This is a genomic window from Pseudidiomarina insulisalsae, assembly GCF_003987065.1.
GTDB classification, from domain to species: domain Bacteria; phylum Pseudomonadota; class Gammaproteobacteria; order Enterobacterales; family Alteromonadaceae; genus Pseudidiomarina; species Pseudidiomarina insulisalsae.
The window spans coordinates 18,367-33,613 of sequence record NZ_PIPY01000015.1; the positions used below are offsets into that span (position 1 = coordinate 18,367).

18 protein-coding genes are annotated in these 15,247 nt (G+C 53.6%); 16 read left to right on the plus strand and 2 right to left on the minus strand.

What is annotated here, in order from left to right; all coding sequences use genetic code 11:
* Positions 1-4: 4 nt before the first annotated feature.
* From radA to CWI71_RS11780, 4 genes are read left to right on the plus strand one after another with little or no spacing between them, the layout of a single operon-like run.
* Positions 5-1,366: a DNA repair protein RadA gene (gene radA / locus CWI71_RS11765; protein WP_126755468.1), complete on the plus strand. Its 1,362-nt coding sequence runs from the start codon at positions 5-7 to the stop codon at positions 1,364-1,366.
* Positions 1,366-2,079: an ABC transporter substrate-binding protein gene (locus CWI71_RS11770; RefSeq protein WP_126755469.1), complete on the plus strand. Its 714-nt coding sequence runs from the start codon at positions 1,366-1,368 to the stop codon at positions 2,077-2,079. The genes radA and CWI71_RS11770 overlap by 1 nt, the downstream gene beginning before the upstream one ends.
* Complete coding sequence (locus CWI71_RS11775; RefSeq protein ID WP_126755470.1) at positions 2,076-3,032, plus strand: FecCD family ABC transporter permease; 957 nt, start codon at positions 2,076-2,078, stop codon at positions 3,030-3,032. Before CWI71_RS11770 ends, CWI71_RS11775 begins: the two co-directional genes overlap by 4 nt.
* Complete coding sequence (locus CWI71_RS11780; RefSeq protein WP_126755471.1) at positions 3,029-3,775, plus strand: ABC transporter ATP-binding protein; 747 nt, start codon at positions 3,029-3,031, stop codon at positions 3,773-3,775. Before CWI71_RS11775 ends, CWI71_RS11780 begins: the two co-directional genes overlap by 4 nt.
* A gap of 6 nt (positions 3,776-3,781) precedes the next feature.
* Here CWI71_RS11780 and CWI71_RS11785 read toward each other — a convergent pair whose 3' ends face one another.
* Positions 3,782-5,104, minus strand: coding sequence for a S41 family peptidase (locus tag CWI71_RS11785; protein WP_126755472.1), 1,323 nt, complete (start codon positions 5,102-5,104; stop codon positions 3,782-3,784).
* Between the two features lie 145 nt (positions 5,105-5,249).
* Here CWI71_RS11785 and nagZ point away from each other — a divergent pair, with 145 nt between their 5' ends.
* Positions 5,250-6,263, plus strand: coding sequence for a beta-N-acetylhexosaminidase (gene nagZ, locus CWI71_RS11790; RefSeq protein ID WP_126755473.1), 1,014 nt, complete (start codon positions 5,250-5,252; stop codon positions 6,261-6,263).
* On the opposite strand, the gene queC is transcribed toward nagZ, so the two are convergent.
* On the minus strand, positions 6,264-6,920 hold the full coding sequence (gene queC, locus CWI71_RS11795; protein ID WP_126755474.1) for a 7-cyano-7-deazaguanine synthase QueC: 657 nt from the start codon (positions 6,918-6,920) through the stop codon (positions 6,264-6,266). It lies immediately after the preceding gene.
* Between the two features lie 71 nt (positions 6,921-6,991).
* Between queC and queE the strand changes: the two genes are divergently transcribed.
* The 11 genes from queE to CWI71_RS11845 all read left to right on the plus strand — a co-directional run bounded on the left by queE (position 6,992) and on the right by CWI71_RS11845 (position 15,247).
* Entirely contained in the window at positions 6,992-7,678 is a 687-nt protein-coding gene (queE, locus tag CWI71_RS11800) for a 7-carboxy-7-deazaguanine synthase QueE (RefSeq protein WP_126755475.1), read from the plus strand.
* Positions 7,679-7,771: 93 nt separating this feature from the next.
* Positions 7,772-8,065 carry a Flp family type IVb pilin gene (locus CWI71_RS11805; RefSeq protein WP_126755476.1) on the plus strand — a complete coding sequence of 98 codons (294 nt, stop codon included), beginning with the start codon at positions 7,772-7,774 and terminating at the stop codon, positions 8,063-8,065.
* Positions 8,065-9,267, plus strand: a complete 1,203-nt coding sequence (locus CWI71_RS11810; protein ID WP_126755477.1) for a hypothetical protein — start codon at positions 8,065-8,067, stop codon at positions 9,265-9,267. Before CWI71_RS11805 ends, CWI71_RS11810 begins: the two co-directional genes overlap by 1 nt.
* Complete coding sequence (locus CWI71_RS11815) at positions 9,260-9,802, plus strand: hypothetical protein (protein WP_126755478.1); 543 nt, start codon at positions 9,260-9,262, stop codon at positions 9,800-9,802. The genes CWI71_RS11810 and CWI71_RS11815 overlap by 8 nt, the downstream gene beginning before the upstream one ends.
* On the plus strand, positions 9,790-10,284 hold the full coding sequence (locus CWI71_RS11820) for a hypothetical protein (RefSeq protein WP_126755479.1): 495 nt from the start codon (positions 9,790-9,792) through the stop codon (positions 10,282-10,284). Before CWI71_RS11815 ends, CWI71_RS11820 begins: the two co-directional genes overlap by 13 nt.
* Before the next feature lie 28 nt (positions 10,285-10,312).
* Positions 10,313-10,465, plus strand: a complete 153-nt coding sequence (locus CWI71_RS12030) for a hypothetical protein (RefSeq protein ID WP_157981097.1) — start codon at positions 10,313-10,315, stop codon at positions 10,463-10,465.
* A gap of 3 nt (positions 10,466-10,468) precedes the next feature.
* Positions 10,469-11,206, plus strand: a complete 738-nt coding sequence (cpaB, locus tag CWI71_RS11825) for a Flp pilus assembly protein CpaB (protein WP_126755480.1) — start codon at positions 10,469-10,471, stop codon at positions 11,204-11,206.
* On the plus strand, positions 11,203-12,435 hold the full coding sequence (locus CWI71_RS11830) for a type II and III secretion system protein family protein (protein ID WP_126755481.1): 1,233 nt from the start codon (positions 11,203-11,205) through the stop codon (positions 12,433-12,435). The genes cpaB and CWI71_RS11830 overlap by 4 nt, the downstream gene beginning before the upstream one ends.
* Positions 12,435-13,619 carry a TadA family conjugal transfer-associated ATPase gene (locus CWI71_RS11835; RefSeq protein WP_126755482.1) on the plus strand — a complete coding sequence of 395 codons (1,185 nt, stop codon included), beginning with the start codon at positions 12,435-12,437 and terminating at the stop codon, positions 13,617-13,619. Before CWI71_RS11830 ends, CWI71_RS11835 begins: the two co-directional genes overlap by 1 nt.
* Positions 13,609-14,472 carry a type II secretion system F family protein gene (locus CWI71_RS11840; RefSeq protein ID WP_126755483.1) on the plus strand — a complete coding sequence of 288 codons (864 nt, stop codon included), beginning with the start codon at positions 13,609-13,611 and terminating at the stop codon, positions 14,470-14,472. Before CWI71_RS11835 ends, CWI71_RS11840 begins: the two co-directional genes overlap by 11 nt.
* Complete coding sequence (locus tag CWI71_RS11845) at positions 14,465-15,247, plus strand: type II secretion system F family protein (protein ID WP_241967753.1); 783 nt, start codon at positions 14,465-14,467, stop codon at positions 15,245-15,247. The genes CWI71_RS11840 and CWI71_RS11845 overlap by 8 nt, the downstream gene beginning before the upstream one ends.

Genomic DNA, 15,247 nt, shown 5'->3' on the forward strand with positions numbered 1-15,247 from the left:
GGATATGGCGAAAGCAAAAACAGCTTATGTTTGCAACGACTGCGGCGCAGATTACGTACGCTGGTTAGGACAATGTACTGAGTGTAAGTCCTGGAACTCCTTAACGGAAGTGCGGCTGGGGACCAACAAATCGGCCGCCGTTGAGCGCCGCGGGTTTGCTGGCGCAACACAGGCCAAAGTTCAGACCCTGGCTGAAGTTGATTTAGAGGACTTGCCGCGCTTTAGCAGCACCTATCAGGAATTTGATCGGGTACTCGGCGGTGGCATCGTTCCCGGCTCGGCAATTTTGATTGGCGGCTCGCCGGGTGCAGGTAAAAGTACCTTGTTATTGCAAACCATGTGCAAGCTTGCGGCGACGATGAATACGCTCTATGTGACTGGTGAAGAGTCATTGCAACAGGTCGCATTGCGCGCACAGCGACTGGGCTTACCTACCGATAAATTGCGCATGCTCGCGGAGACGTCCGTTGAAACCATCTGCGATCTTGCTGATCAGGAAAAACCGCGGGTCATGGTGATCGACTCCATTCAGGTGATGCATCTGGCGGACATTCAGTCGGCACCCGGGAGTGTCTCTCAGGTGCGCGAATCAGCAGCGTATCTGACCCGTTACGCCAAGCAAAAGGGCGTGGCCATCATCATGGTGGGGCACGTGACAAAAGATGGCTCGCTCGCCGGCCCCAAAGTACTGGAGCACTGTATAGATGCTTCGATTTTGCTGGAGGGCACTGCAGATTCACGATTTCGTACCTTGCGGGGTAATAAAAACCGTTTCGGTCCGGCAAATGAACTGGGCGTTTTTGCCATGACCGGACAGGGACTGCGCGAAGTCAGTAATCCATCGGCGATCTTCTTGCAACGCGGTGAGGAGCACGGCAATGGCTCGGTGGTTATGGTGATTTGGGAGGGCACCCGGCCGTTACTGGTCGAACTGCAAGCGCTGGTAGATGCCAGTCAGTTAGCGAATCCGCGCCGTGTTGCGGTGGGTACCGAAGCCACCCGACTGGCGATGCTCCTGGCGGTATTGCATCGCCATGGTGGCCTGCATATGTCCGATCAGGACGTGTTTGTAAATGTCGTGGGCGGTGTGCGCGTAACTGAAACCGGAGCAGATCTGGCGTTACTGCTGGCGATTGTTTCAAGTTTTCGCGAGCAGCCTTTACCACGTGATCTGATCGTGTTTGGCGAAGTCGGGCTGGCCGGGGAGATCCGCCCGGTGCAAAACGGCCAGGCGCGGCTTAACGAAGCGGCCAAACATGGCTTTACCCGCGCGATTGTAGCGGCAGGAAATCGTCCCAAAGAGGCCATCCATGGCATGGAAGTCATTGCCGTGAAAAACCTTCAGCAGGCGCTCGAGGCCATCTGATGCTGACACAGCTGACCCTGGTCAATAGCTTACTGTTGAGTCTTAATCCCTGTCTGGATGACTGGCTGCCGCAGTGGGTCGTGTCGCCGTGGCAGGTAATTGGCACCGAGCAGCATGGGCAACGGCTCGAGGCCATGGTTGCAATGCAGCCGGAGCTGGTGGTCAGTGGCAGTTTTGTCAATCGTCAGCTACGCCTGGCACTTCAGGCGCATACCGATTTGCACACATTACCTTACACACAAACCTACACTGACTGGCAGCAGGCAGTGCAACAACTTGCGGCACGGCTGGGCCAGAGCCGCCAGGGTCAGGCCTGGTTAAACGCGCAGGCAGCCGAGCTTAGCGCCTTTGACTTAACCGCGCTTGGCGAGATTCTGGTTGTCATGCCGAATGCCTACACCTGGGGCCAGGACAGCTGGATCGCCAACTTGTTAACGCGCCAGGGCGGCGAACTTTCGTCACTGATGGGCGCGGGTGAATTGGTGCGCTTAAGTATTGAAGAGCTGATCAGCAGCCAACCTGACACGGTCATTCTGGAGGGCTTCTCGGCGGACTATGCCAGAGCTCATGACTGGCTTTGGCACGATGCGGTGCAGGACTGGCTGGCACAGCGTCGGCATTTTAACGTCGATGGTGCAGTGGCCGGATGCTCTGATGTGCGCGCGGTAGAGTATCTGCAGGCATTAGACCCGGTGCCGGAGGTGCGTCAATGAATCCCCGTACCGTGCTGATGTTAAGCTTTGGCTGTGTGCTGGTACTGCTGATTCATTTGAGCATTGGCTCCGCTGGCTGGGGTTTCGCTGCACTTGGCGATGCAGCCGCTGTCATTTTTTATGATATTCGCCTGCCACGCGCGCTGCTGGCGTTGCTTAACGGTATTGCGTTGGGGATAGCCGGTGCCACCTTGCAAGTCATTTTTCGTAATCCGCTGGCAGAGCCGGGAATTACCGGTGTTGCCGGCGGTAGTGCATTAGCGGTAGTGATTGTTCTGTACAGTGGTCTTGCGCTGCCAACACTGGTGACGTTGCCAGTGGTAGGTATGGTAGGAGGTATTGTCAGTTTAATTCTGCTATGGCTGATAGCAGGTGGCAACACCAGTGGCCTGCGCCTGATTCTGGCGGGTGTTGCAGTCGCTTCTTTTGCCGGCGCATTGCTGGCGTTGGTACTGAATCTGGCACCCAACCCCTTTGCTTATCTTGAGTGGAGCATGTGGCTGTTAGGTTCGGTTGCTAATCGCGGCTGGGAGCAGGTCGTACTGATGATCCCGAGTCTGATGATCGCTTTGGCATTGCTATACTGGCAGCGCCATTACATCAATGCGCATATTTTCGATTATCAGACCTTAGCAACCCTGGGCTTTGCCCAGAAGCGCTCATTATGGTGGGTATTATTCGCTGTGACCTTGCTAGTGTCAGCCTCGGTGGTCACTGCCGGGGTCATCGGCTTTATCGGCTTACTGGCACCCCATGCGGCACGTTTGTTGGGTGAAGAGCGACCGCCGCAGCTAATGCTGCTAAGCGGCATCTGCGGCGGCTTGCTACTGGTATTAATAGATACAGTGGTTAAGATCGTCCCGACGACCGTTGAACTGCAACTAGGGGTGGTCGCAGCCTTTTTAGGGGCGCCATGGCTGATTTACCTGCTTTATAAACAGAGGCCGGCATGAGCTTACATGTAGCGCAGATTGCGCACAGTACACGCCTGCAGCAGGTCAGCTTTACTGCCAAAGCGGGTCAGTTTGTCGGCATCATTGGGGCAAACGGTGCCGGTAAAAGCTCATTACTGACAGCCATTACCGGACAGCTCATGCCGCTGCATCAAGGCAGCGTGCATTACAATGAGCGTTCCGTATTGCATATGAGCGCTAGCGAGCGTCGCGCGTTATTTGGCTACTTACCCCAAAGCCCGGCTTTACACGGTGACATCTCCGTAAGCCATTTTTTGCAAAGCGGCTTAGTGAACCTACCGGCAGCAAATGCTGGTCGTGACGAACTGACTCGGGTAGCAAACCTATTGGCAATAACGGGATTCTTACCACGCCCACTACCCCACCTTTCGGGTGGTGAACAGCGCCGGATTCATCTGGCCCGGGCGTTGCTCGGAGATCAGCCCTGGCTGGTGTGTGACGAGCCAACTGCCAGCCTCGATTTGCATCACCAGCTAAAAGTAATGGCTTTACTCAGGAGCTTTGCTGACAACGGTAAACTGGTTACTGCAGCCTTACATGATTTAAGTCTGGCGGCCCGCTTTTGCGATAAACTGGTGTTATTGCATGAGGGGAGGTTAATGGCATGCGGTGAGCCCGCGGAGGTACTCAGCGAGGCGAACCTCGCCCGGGCTTTTGCAATTAAAGCCCGTTGGCTTTGTACCGAGCAGGGCGTGGCGTTATTACCCACCCTGCTGAAATAATCGTCGCTAAAATTCGTTTTGCCACTGCTCCAGTAGTGGGTGCTGGCGCGGCTGAGTACGACGCGTTGACGCTTCATTACTTTGTAAGGTCATCGCGCTGGCACTGCAACTGCCGAAACTGATGAAATATTTTGCTTCATCAAGCAATGGGTCGCCATTCACGCCCCAATCGCCTACTAACGTATCTGCAGCGCTGCACTGCGGCGCGATACCATCAAAGTAACGACCCTCGCCGTCGGCGTTGACGGTTTCAAAGTTAATCACAAAACTGCGTTTATCACAGAAAGGCCGTGGTGACTGGCCGACGGGTTTACCACAGGTACTGCCACCGATGACCACGACATCAACAAAAGGCTTCAGACCGTTTATAATCAGCTCGGAAGATGAGCAACTGGAGGCGGTAGTCAGTACAAAAACACGATTGAGATTCAGTTGCTGTATACCATCGACTAACTGGAACACCGAAGTGTTATTCAGATCGGAGTTTTTATCGTTATAAATCAGACTGACGAAAGGGTTGCCGATAACATTATCACCCGCTGCCTGTGTGGCTGCCTGATTGGCATAACGGATCAGCCCACCACCGTTGTAACGGACGTCAATGATTAGCTCGTCGACGCCGACCAGACTGTCATAAGCCTGGTTCAAATCGCTACCAGTACGTTGAATAAAGCTATTCAGCACATAGTAGCCAACATCTTTGCCATTTTGCGCAAAGCGCTCAATCGCCAATACAGTATTGGTGTCAACTTCAACCTTGGTAACCACATCTGTAAATTCACTGCCGTCGGGCTTTTGCCAGGTGAAGGTGACCGGGTAACCGGTTTCAGCGGGGCCCAGTGCCTGATTCAATGTGCCGTTGGCGATAAGTGTGGCCACCGCGACACCGTCAATTGCGAGAATTTCGTCACCGCGTGACATACCCGCCAGCTCTGCGGGAGACTCCGCAAAAACATAGTTCAGCAGTAACTGTGAGCCGACCACTCGGGTTGAAAAACCAAAGCCAATGTATTCAGCGCTGACAAACCGGTCCTGATACTCCTGCTCGGTCAAGATATAGCTGAAGCGATCTTGTGGGCTACGGATGGCGTCCAGCAAGGCATATACGGAATCATAACTGGCCGGTTCGACATTGGCCGGTATATCTTCATACCAGAAATAGTTTTCGCGCATATAATCTAAAAAGTAACGGTTTTGTTCGACCACGGAACAGCTATCTGCTGCGGGTGATTCACTACTGTCACCAGAGCCGCCACCGCAGCTGATGAGCAGAGGAAACGCACAGCAAAGAACTAAGGGACGAATTAGGCGTGTTGACTTTTTCAACATAATGCTGCTCCTGATCAGTACACCGCATAAGTTTTTATAAGGCTTTGTTGCTATGAAGTCCAGTCAGTAAAATTCATTGGTGACGGACAAGATGATTTTTGGCAAACTGCCAGTCTTTGTACGTATGGAGTCAGGTGGAAGTTCTATGACGGCAGTAATGATCGACCTTGAGGGTACTGAACTGAATGCGGCTGAACGCGAACTGCTTGCGCATCCCGCGGTGGGTGGCGTCATTTATTTTACCCGCAACTTTGCCGACCCGGATCAGTTGCAGGAACTGGTGCGTCAGACCCGTGCGGCGGCCCGCAACCCTCTTGTGCTGGCAGTCGACCACGAAGGTGGACGGGTGCAGCGCTTTCGCAATGGCTTCTCAGAAATACCTGCCATGGGCAAGATACTGCCGCAGTCGATGTCTGCCGACGACGCTCAGCATATGGCGCAGGAGCTCGGCTGGTTAATGGCCAGTGAGATTTTAGCTGTCGATATTGATATCAGCTTTGCTCCTGTGCTGGATATTAACGGTATCAGTGACGTCATCGGTGAACGCGCGTTCGCGACGAATGCTGCGCAAGTGACCACTTTGGCCCGAAGCTTTATTAAGGGTATGCATCAGGCTGGCATGAAGGTAACCGGAAAGCACTTTCCTGGTCATGGCTCGGTAAAAGCAGACTCGCATATCGCTGCGCCTGTTGATGACCGCCCCTGGGCTACTATTTTAGAGACCGACCTGCCACCTTTCATAGAACTGGCCAACTGTCTCGAAGCCATTATGCCTGCGCACGTCGTCTACAGAGATGTTGACGATAAGCCCGCCGGATTTTCCGAGCGCTGGTTGCAGCATATTTTGCGCTCCCAGCTTGGCTTTAAAGGTGTGATATTTAGTGACGATCTGGCGATGGCGGCAGCAAAAGTTGCCGGCGCCATGCCTGAACGTGCGGCTGCAGCATTGAATGCGGGTTGTGATATGGTGCTGGCATGTAATGATCGCGCTGGCGCTGAAGCCGTGCTGGAGTCACTTGAAAATCGTGTGACGGCCGCGGGGCAGTGCTCTAACACTACCTACGAGCGACTGGCGAAGCGCGCCGCGTTAGCGCTGCCGGTATTACAAAACCATCCGCGCTGGCATCAGGCGCAGCAACTATTAGCCCGTTTTAAATAATCACTCGTAAGGCAGTGGGTCTGTGACTTGGTTCGCGGCGAAGGCTTCCAGCCGCTCCACGCAGGCGCCGCATTTGCCACAGGCCTTTTCGCGACCGTTATAGCAGGTCCAGGTTTGTCGGTAATCCAGCCCCATTGCCAGGCCATCTTTTAATATTTCGCCCTTGTCGCAGTCGAGGTAGGGGACCGCTATTTCAATTGGCTGATAATTGGCAATCTGACTCACGTCATTCATACGTTTGACAAACTCGGGGCGACAGTCAGGGTAAATTGCGTGGTCGCCTGAGTGCGCGCCATAGTAGACCGCCTGCGCTTCAATGGAGACCGCGTAACCTATCGCTAACGATAATAAAATCATATTGCGGTTTGGCACCACGGTCGACTTCATCGATACTTCTTCGTAATGGCCTTCAGGAATATCAACGTCACTTGAAGTCAGTGAGCTGTTGGCGATCAACTCATTAATGGCAGTAATATCGACAATCTTGTGGGGTAGTCCCAGCTGCGTGGTTACCTGGTGGGCCACTTCAAGTTCTTTCACATGGCGCTGACCGTAATTAAAGCTTAAAGCATAAACTTCATGGCCGTCGCGCAAGGCGCGGTGCAGCACAGTAAATGAATCCATGCCACCAGAGTAAATGACAACGACTTTGGCCATAGTGAAGCTCCTTATTACTTCCTTTCGCTAAAATTACGGTACAATAGTCGTATAGTTTACCGCAAAACAGGATGAATCCCATTACTACTCACTACCCAGTCAACGAATTATTCGAGACGATCCAGGGCGAGGGGAGCTTTACTGGTACACCGGCAATTTTTCTGCGCTTACAGGGGTGCCCGGTGGGCTGTCCCTGGTGTGATACCCAGCATACCTGGGAAAAATCTGCCGCCGACCAGGTGGATGCTGCGCGTATGTTGAATAAATCGTCGCCGTCGCCGGAATGGGCTGAGCTGACTGCGGCGCAGTTGCTTGAGCTGTTTCAACAGCAGGGCTTTCAGGCCCGCCATGTAGTGATCACTGGCGGTGAGCCGGCCATGTATGATTTGCGTGAGCTTGGTGAGGTTCTTGAAGGCGCGGGCTATCGTTTACAGATTGAAACCAGCGGTACCTTTGAATTAAAAGTCAGCGCGGCCACCTGGGTGACAGTTTCGCCAAAATTGGATATGCCGGGCGGTTTTCTGGTGCGCCCTGACAGTATGAAACGAGCGGATGAAATTAAACATCCGGTGGCGATGCAAAAGCACATTGATGCATTGGATAAACTCCTGCAAAGGTGTCCGCCACGTGACGACACGATTATTGCCTTGCAGCCGATTTCACAGCGTCCGCGTGCAACTGAGCTTGCTATTGCAACCTGCATTGCGCGCAACTGGCGCCTATCGGTGCAGCTGCATAAGTATCTTAATATCGAGTAAGTTTTCTCGCGATCCGCGATCACGCGCCTCCGACTGAGCTATAGTGAAGTGACCTGGCAACCCGCCGGGTTTTAAGTTCAGCAAGGAGGCCATATGAAACAGGGACGTTTTCTCTCACATCACCGTGTCCACCACGCTTTAGGCCAGGGCATGACCGAGTACATTATTATCGTTGCACTGATTGCTGTCGCGGCGATTGGTGTGTACTCCCTACTGGGCAAAACCGTGCGCAATCAGGTGTCCGGGATTGCCCATGAAGTGAGTGGCCAGAGTGCTTCGCAGCAGTTGAATCAGGCCCGCTCGAGCGCGCGACGCTCGGGTACGGTCGCGCGGCAGGACGTTAATCTCGGTAATTATGATGAAGCCACCGAGAGCGGTGACAACTAATGCTTCCGCGTGGCTTCACCACGGTTTGGTTACTGCCAGTGCTTGCTGCTTTGATGTTGCTTACCCTTGGCGTAATGCGGCAAAGCGATAAGGTACAGCAGGTGTGGTACCAGCAGACGATCGCGGACAATATGGCGATATCAGCAGCGACACTGCTTGCGCGCGAAATGAATCTACTGGCGATCATGAATCGGGCTTTGCTTGCCAATCAGCTGACGACAGCGCAGTTGGTTGGCATTGGCAGTTGGCTGCAGATGATGCGCGATGTCGCCGATCGCAGTGCGCTGATCAGCAGTTGGATCCCTTACCTGAATGCCATTACCCGTAACATCGCCAATGCTGTCCGGCAGGTTGATTTTTCCGTGCAGCAAATTATTGCTGCCACGCTCGCTTTTCAAAGGCTGATTACGACTGTTTTACGTACCACTCAGTGGTATGCCCGGGTCAGTTTTGCGTTGCAGATTCCACCTACCTTACAGCAGATCTATGACTTGCATGCTCCCCGGCATAAGCCTGCACAGGTGCCGCAATGGGAACTATTGCACGCGCCCGGTCTGGTGCCTGTACCCTGGTTATGGTGGACCTTTATGGCCCCGCAACGTTCCGGCAGCGATAATAAGCTTGCTTACAAGTTGGTAGTGGCAAGCCTTGATCCTTTCAGTCAACAGCGCAGCTATGAATGGTTCGACGCCGTGCAGGTTGAAGTTGAGAAAGCCGGTGGTGTGCGTTTGATTCAGGAAGAGAGCGGTGCGTGGAGCTGGCAGGGGATGGATACCGTATCGGTTCACGTGCAGGGACTGCTGGACTCTGACGAGTACCCTTGGGGTGACGGCGCTACCTACTTCGGCAGCGAAATTCGTAAAGTTCACAGAAAAGACTTCGGCTATTCGGGCAAAACCAACCCGCAGGCAACGGCCTGGGCACAACTACAGCAACATTTCTACTCTCACGAAAAAGATATCTTTCGCTACTTTAATCGCACAGACCTAAGTCCTTCACAGTGGCCGCAGGTCATTGTGCGTCTGCCGGACGCGACGGCGAAAGCCGGTGTTGCTTTTTCACGACCACGGCGCTGGTTTGCCAGAAATGATAACAAAGTTGAACAGGCGAACTTATTTAACGCGCTGTGGTTCAGTCAGTTGCTCTCGCTGAGTCAACGTGACCGTGCGGTTCTGGCGATTGTCGGGAGGCAAGATGGATAGACAAGCGCAAGGCCAGGCATTGGTCGAGGGCATGATGCTGCTGACATTGTTGGTGCTACTGGTGACGCTGGTACAACAAACGCTGACGCCACTACTGAGCAAACAACAGCAGCGAATTGATAGCAGTAGACAACAACTATGGGCATGGGCGGACAATAAAGCGCTGCAATATAGTGACGATTATGCGTTTGCGGAACATGCCGACGGCATTCTGGCGCCCATGCAGACATTAAGTGGCTTGCGGCTGGAGCAGGATAATCTGCGCGTTCTGGCAGGTTCGGATTCGAGCTTACCAATGGCGCGGCTGACAGATAATTGGTCAGCAGCAAGTCTGGCAGAGCTGAGTAGCCAACCAGCGTTATTAACCCCTGCGTCACGATTGAACCAGTACGGATTTGCAACATTGCAAGGCTGGCTCAGTTGGTTTCATTTCACTGAGGAGTTCGCTCCTGATCAGTTGCGTGTTGGTTATGTAAATGCTGATGTCACGCCGCAAGAGTTACATTGCAAAACGGAGCGCCGATGTTCGCCATAGATCTTCCCCCCGATTGGCAGGCGACAGTATGGAGCGAGCAGCGCTCGCAAACTATCTGGCAACTGCGTCGCGGCGCGCTCCCCTCGCTGACGCAATTAGGCTGCCAGCCGGTTCACCAATTCGCGCGGTTTAGTTGGTGTGAAGTCAATCACCAGCTTTGGGTACTACAAGAATCGGCAGGACAGTTTTGGCTCACCCGTTATCGACGCTTGCCAAAACCGACTGTAGCACCGCGCAACAACTGGCGCGGGCGGTTGCTACAGCAGTTTAATGGCCAGGGAAAAAGTATAGAAGTGTTTTTAAATAAGCATCATATCAAGCAGTTAAGAAGCTTTGTTGAACTCAGATTCACCCATCGCCGGCCGCAATTTCTGGAGTTAGACCATGGAAGGTTTTATCTTGCCCTGCAAAATCCCGTTGAAGACATTTTTATCTATCCGCACGGCGACGAACTGTTATTACTTAGCGCAACCATGCCGTAATAGCGGACAGGCAGCGGTCGAGGTATTGGTGGTAGCACTGACGTTGCTGCTTATCGTCACGGTGCCGGTAACCACTGACGGTCACACACTAATGCAATGGCTAGGTGATTTGGTGCAGGGCTGGATGACAGTTTTTAATGCCATCTGGAGCCATTTTCTGTTGCACCCCTGGGCCTATTAAGTCATGGCGTGGCAACAACGTTTCGACTGGAAACTGGGATTGCTGGCAGTGCTGGTTTTCGCTTTAACGGGCGTGACTTATCAGGTGATTCACGGCTATATCGAACACCAGTCGCAGTTGCTGGAACAAGAGCGCAATGCGGCAATGGAATGGGTGTTGGTGCTTAGTCGCGATATTGAACCGGGGGAGATCATTGCACTGGAAGACTTGCAACAGCGAAAGTATCCGCCGGTTTACCTGAGTGATGACTGGTTGCGACCGCAGGACGCTTACACCGTGGTCGGCAAGGAGATGCGCCATTTTGTCAGTGCCGGCGAACCGGTGTTGCTAAGTTATTTAAATCAGCCACGGCCAAAGTCCTTCAGTGACCGCTTACAACCAGGTGAGTTTGCCGTCACCGCGTTGGTGTCACTGGAACAGCTTCATCATGGATTGCTGGTACCGGGAAACCGCATCACGTTGACAGCGCAGACGTTTGCTCAGGCAGAGCAAGCGCAACCCGCGCAACTGACTAACATTGAAGTACTCGCCGTTGATGCCTGGCAAGAAACTGCAAGACAAGAAGCCATGGCATCTACGATAACTTTACGCCTGAATGCGGATCAGGCAGTCACTTTTGAACGTCTGCGGCATAGCGGATTTGTGGTGTGGCTGCAACATCCTGAGGCAGTCCATATGTCACCGCCACCACGGCAGGAAGCACAGGTTTATGTAATTACCAAGGCAGGAAGCCAGTTATGAAGTTGCTAATGAGTCTTTTCTTTTTACTGCTCTGTGCATTAGCGTCAGGCGCAGGTGCAACGGACAGGGTCAAATTCGAGTTACCTCTCGGGCAGACGCATATCTTACGTCTGGAAGATAACGCCGAAGTGGTGATCACCGCACCAGAAGTAATGGGCTATCAGCAACTGCCCAGCGGCGTGCTGGTTTTGACCGGAAAAAGTGCCGGTCAGACCGAGGTACTGATATTTCACCAGGCGCAACTTTATAAGAGTTACCGCTTTAATGTCACGGCACTGGTCGATGAACGCATGCAACTTGAGCTAACCGCTCTGCAACGACTCTACCCACAACTCAAAATTGAAGCCTATGGAACCGGGCTGACACGCTTGTCCGGGCAACTGCCGGCGGTTGCGCAGCGCGATATTGACGCTTTACTGCAACGCTTTCCACAACTTGTTTCGCAAATCGAATGGCTGGCAGAACCTGAAGCTCCCATGCTGGTGCTTGAAGTCAGAATTGCCGAGGTAAAGCGCTCCTTTGCCCGTCATCTGGGCGTGCGCTGGCCGGGTCACGTGAACGGGCCTCGCATCGAAGACCTTGGTAGTTGGATCCATTTGCCGCTCACAGCGCAGACAACGCTGGACTTAATGGAGCGGGAAGGGCAGGCGCGCTTGCTTGCGACGCCAACACTAACCGCAGTGAGCGGTAGTAAAGCGAACTTTCTGGTCGGGGGTGAGTTCCCCGTCCCTCAGGTGCTGGCGCAGGGGCTGCAGGATGTAAGTTTCAGGCCCTATGGCATACAACTGGAAATCGCGCCGGTTTTATTAGCAAATGGACGCGTCAGCGCGCAGCTACTGGCAGAGTTAAGTTCGATAGATCCGGCGACAGCGGTCAATGGGGTGCCTGGCTTACTGAGTCGCAAGGTTATGTCGACCCTGACCATTCCTCTTGGCGAAACCCTGGTGTTATCAGGCCTGATACATCATGAACAAGCACAGCACGCGGATCGCTTCCCGGCACTGCATAGTTTACCCGTGCTGGGTGCTTTGTTTAGTTCTGAGCAGTTTCGTTCGGCTGAGACTGATCTGCTGATTATGGTCACGCCACGACTGGCTGAGCTGGAGAGCAGCAAACGCATGAATGCGGCGCGCGGCAGTGAACAGCGACGGGAATTCTTTGCGCGCTCCGGCTGTGTTGGCCTCATCGAGCCCTTTACTTTTCCAACGATGCAACCGGAGCGGCGCTGATGGAACGTAAGCAACTTGTTCATACCCTGAAGGCTCAGATTCAGCGCGTTACCTTGCAGCGTGAATTTGCCACTACTGAACATTTGCGGGCATATGCGCGAGACTTTCTTGACGACTACAGTCGCGAGCATGCTGGCGCTGAGCAACCGCAGGAAGTACAGCAACTCATTCGTGAAGTAATTGAGTCCTGTCTTGGCTTTGGTCCCATCAGTCCCTTACTTGAAGATGACAGCATCAGTGAAATCATGGTCAATCACTATGCCTCCGTCTATGTTGAACGTGGCGGTCAAATTGTGCCAACGGACATAAGTTTTGATAGTGAAGAGGAGCTATTGCAGGTCATTGAACGCATCGTCTTGCCCCTGGGACGGCGCATTGATAGCGCCCAACCGATGGTCGATGCCAGGTTACCAGATGGCTCACGGGTCAACGCCGTTATCGCTCCACTGGCGCTAAAAGGTGCCTGTCTGACCATTCGTAAATTTGCCCGCAAGGCACTTACCTTTGCGCAACTGACAGACGCAGGAGGTATTTCGCCAGCCGCGACGGAATACCTGCAACATGCGGTACAGCGGCGAAAAAACATGGTCATTATTGGTGGCACCGGCACCGGCAAGACCACCTTTTTGAATTTGCTTGCCGGTGAAATACCGGCAAGTCAGCGGGTGATTACCATTGAGGATGCTGCCGAGTTGAAGTTACCGCATGCCAATCTTGTCAGTCTTGAGGCACGTCCCGCAAATGCGGAAGGGCGCGGCCAGATCACCATTCGGGAGCTGTTAATTAACGCCTTGCGGATGCGGCCTGATCGTATCATTGTCGGCGAGTGTCGCGGAGCTGAAGCCCTGGATATGCTGCAAGCGATGAATACCGGCCATGAAGGTTCCTTCACCACCTTGCATGCCAACAGTCCGCGCGAGGCATTGCAACGCCTGGAGGTGATGGTCATGTTGGCTGGCTATGATTTACCGCTGACGGCTGTGCGTCAGCAAATCGCCAGTGCCGTCGATATCATCGTGCAGGTCAGCCGCTTATCCAGTGGCGTTCGGGTCGTGCGCGCGATCAGTGAAGTAGTGGGGCTGGAGACGCTTACCTATCAGATCAGCCCTGTTTTCGACTGGCAACAGGGAAAACTTGAAGAGACCGGAATTCGCTCAGAGTGGAGCAGCGCCGATGACATTTGAACTCTGGCAAGTCATGCTGTTGGCGATGGTCTGTGTGGTGGTGATAGTGCTGGCTGGCATCTATTTATTTTTGCGCTTTTTTCAGCAAATACGAAGCAGTCTGGCTCGTGAAACTGAAAACTCCCTGGCTACGCTGCTGATCTTTCTCCCGGTGACGCAGTTCTGGACTCTGGTCGGCGGTTTTACCTTGCTGGTTTGCACACTGGTTTTAGTGATCAGTCAACAGTGGCAGTGGGTGTTGGCTTGCTTCGTACTTTGTATTGCCGCACTGCCCTGGCTGAGAGTTGTCGCGAGGAATCGACGTGTGACACTGATCGAGCGACAACTTCCCGAGGCACTGCGACTGCTGGCGACAAGTCTGCAAGCTGGCTTGAGTCTGATGCCAGCATTGATACTCACGGCACAACAAGTACGTGCCCCATTGGCGACCGAATTAAAGCTTGTCGCACAACGCCAGCAAACCGGTGACAGTTTAACCGCAGCGCTTAATGACTTCTACCAAAGAGCCGATACCGCCCTGGTGCAATTCTTTACCTTCGCCCTGATTACCAGCGCCCGTTATGGCGGACAGCAAGCAGAGATGCTTAACCGCATGGCGCGCGCGATTCAACAGCAACATTACGCGCAAGAGCGCATTTTAAGTTTGTCTGCGCAGGCGCGCCTGCAAGGGAAAATCATGTTTGTCTTGCCGCTGTTTTTATACGTTGCAATCCGCGCGGTGAGCACCGAGTCCTCGCAGCTGTTGACCCAGACCGATGCCGGCAAACTGGTTCTTGTGGTCTGCGCGTGCATGATGGCTGTTGGCTTTTTTCTGACACGACGTATTCTGGGACAGTTCCGTCGTGATGCCTGAGGCTATGCTCATAGTTGCTTTGGTGCTGACCGCTGTGGCCAGCCTGGCACTCATCGCTGCCATTGCCAGGCGTTTAACTCCGGCGTTATGCAGGGGGATTGATTCGGCCATGGAATATTTGCCTGTCAGGGTGCAAAGCGGTCTTACCCGACATGTGCAGCGCAGTTATTTAGATAAAGAAGTGACGGATTATGTGCTGGAAAAATGCGTACTCGGGGCCGTTCTGACGACGCTACTGCTGCTACCTATTCCCGCTGGCCTTAAGGTCACAGCTTTAGGCCTTTTAAGTCTACGCTTCTTACAGTCTCGTGCGCGCCGTAAGCTGATGCTGCGGACGTTTGAGCGCCAGTGGCCGGGGTGCCTTGATATGCTCGCGATGCTTATGCGCGCAGGACTTTCGCTTGCTGCTGCATTACATGCGCTGGCGCAACTAGAGAGCCGGTCGGTGGCGTTAAAACAGTTACGGGTGCTGCACCAGCATATCAGCGCCGGGGTCAGTGTCGCTGCGTCGCTGGAGCAGCTGAAGCAGCGCCTGCCAAGCGCCGCACTGGAGAGTTTTGCGGCAGCGGTGATTCAGGCAAGAAGCAGCGGTGGAGCACTTGCCGACACCTTGAGTGAGCAGGCACAGCTACTGCGTCAACAACAGCAATTGGCGGCCGAAAAATTTGCGCAGGAGGTTGGCTTGAAGCTTTTGCTGCCGCTGGTTTTATGTTTTTTTCCGGTCACCTTCTTACTGATTCTGGGGCCGATTTTTATTGGTTATCTGCAAAACTGA

Excerpts from the sequence above, each read along its gene's own strand:
- CWI71_RS11830 (WP_126755481.1), top strand. The coding sequence starts at position 11,203 with ATGAAGTTGCTAATGAGTCTTTTCTTTTTACTGCTCTGTGCATTAGCG.
- CWI71_RS11780 (WP_126755471.1), top strand. The coding sequence starts at position 3,029 with ATGAGCTTACATGTAGCGCAGATTGCGCACAGTACACGCCTGCAGCAG.
- CWI71_RS11805 (WP_126755476.1), top strand. The coding sequence starts at position 7,772 with ATGAAACAGGGACGTTTTCTCTCACATCACCGTGTCCACCACGCTTTA.
- CWI71_RS11815 (WP_126755478.1), top strand. The coding sequence starts at position 9,260 with ATGGATAGACAAGCGCAAGGCCAGGCATTGGTCGAGGGCATGATGCTG.
- CWI71_RS11775 (WP_126755470.1), top strand. The coding sequence starts at position 2,076 with ATGAATCCCCGTACCGTGCTGATGTTAAGCTTTGGCTGTGTGCTGGTA.
- queC (WP_126755474.1), bottom strand. The coding sequence starts at position 6,920 with ATGGCCAAAGTCGTTGTCATTTACTCTGGTGGCATGGATTCATTTACT.
- queE (WP_126755475.1), top strand. The coding sequence starts at position 6,992 with ATGAATCCCATTACTACTCACTACCCAGTCAACGAATTATTCGAGACG.
- CWI71_RS11840 (WP_126755483.1), top strand. The coding sequence starts at position 13,609 with ATGACATTTGAACTCTGGCAAGTCATGCTGTTGGCGATGGTCTGTGTG.
- radA (WP_126755468.1), top strand. The coding sequence starts at position 5 with ATGGCGAAAGCAAAAACAGCTTATGTTTGCAACGACTGCGGCGCAGAT.
- CWI71_RS11845 (WP_241967753.1), top strand. The coding sequence starts at position 14,465 with ATGCCTGAGGCTATGCTCATAGTTGCTTTGGTGCTGACCGCTGTGGCC.
- nagZ (WP_126755473.1), top strand. The coding sequence starts at position 5,250 with ATGACGGCAGTAATGATCGACCTTGAGGGTACTGAACTGAATGCGGCT.
- cpaB (WP_126755480.1), top strand. The coding sequence starts at position 10,469 with ATGGCGTGGCAACAACGTTTCGACTGGAAACTGGGATTGCTGGCAGTG.
- CWI71_RS11810 (WP_126755477.1), top strand. The coding sequence starts at position 8,065 with ATGCTTCCGCGTGGCTTCACCACGGTTTGGTTACTGCCAGTGCTTGCT.
- CWI71_RS11770 (WP_126755469.1), top strand. The coding sequence starts at position 1,366 with ATGCTGACACAGCTGACCCTGGTCAATAGCTTACTGTTGAGTCTTAAT.
- CWI71_RS11785 (WP_126755472.1), bottom strand. The coding sequence starts at position 5,104 with ATGTTGAAAAAGTCAACACGCCTAATTCGTCCCTTAGTTCTTTGCTGT.
- CWI71_RS11820 (WP_126755479.1), top strand. The coding sequence starts at position 9,790 with ATGTTCGCCATAGATCTTCCCCCCGATTGGCAGGCGACAGTATGGAGC.
- CWI71_RS11835 (WP_126755482.1), top strand. The coding sequence starts at position 12,435 with ATGGAACGTAAGCAACTTGTTCATACCCTGAAGGCTCAGATTCAGCGC.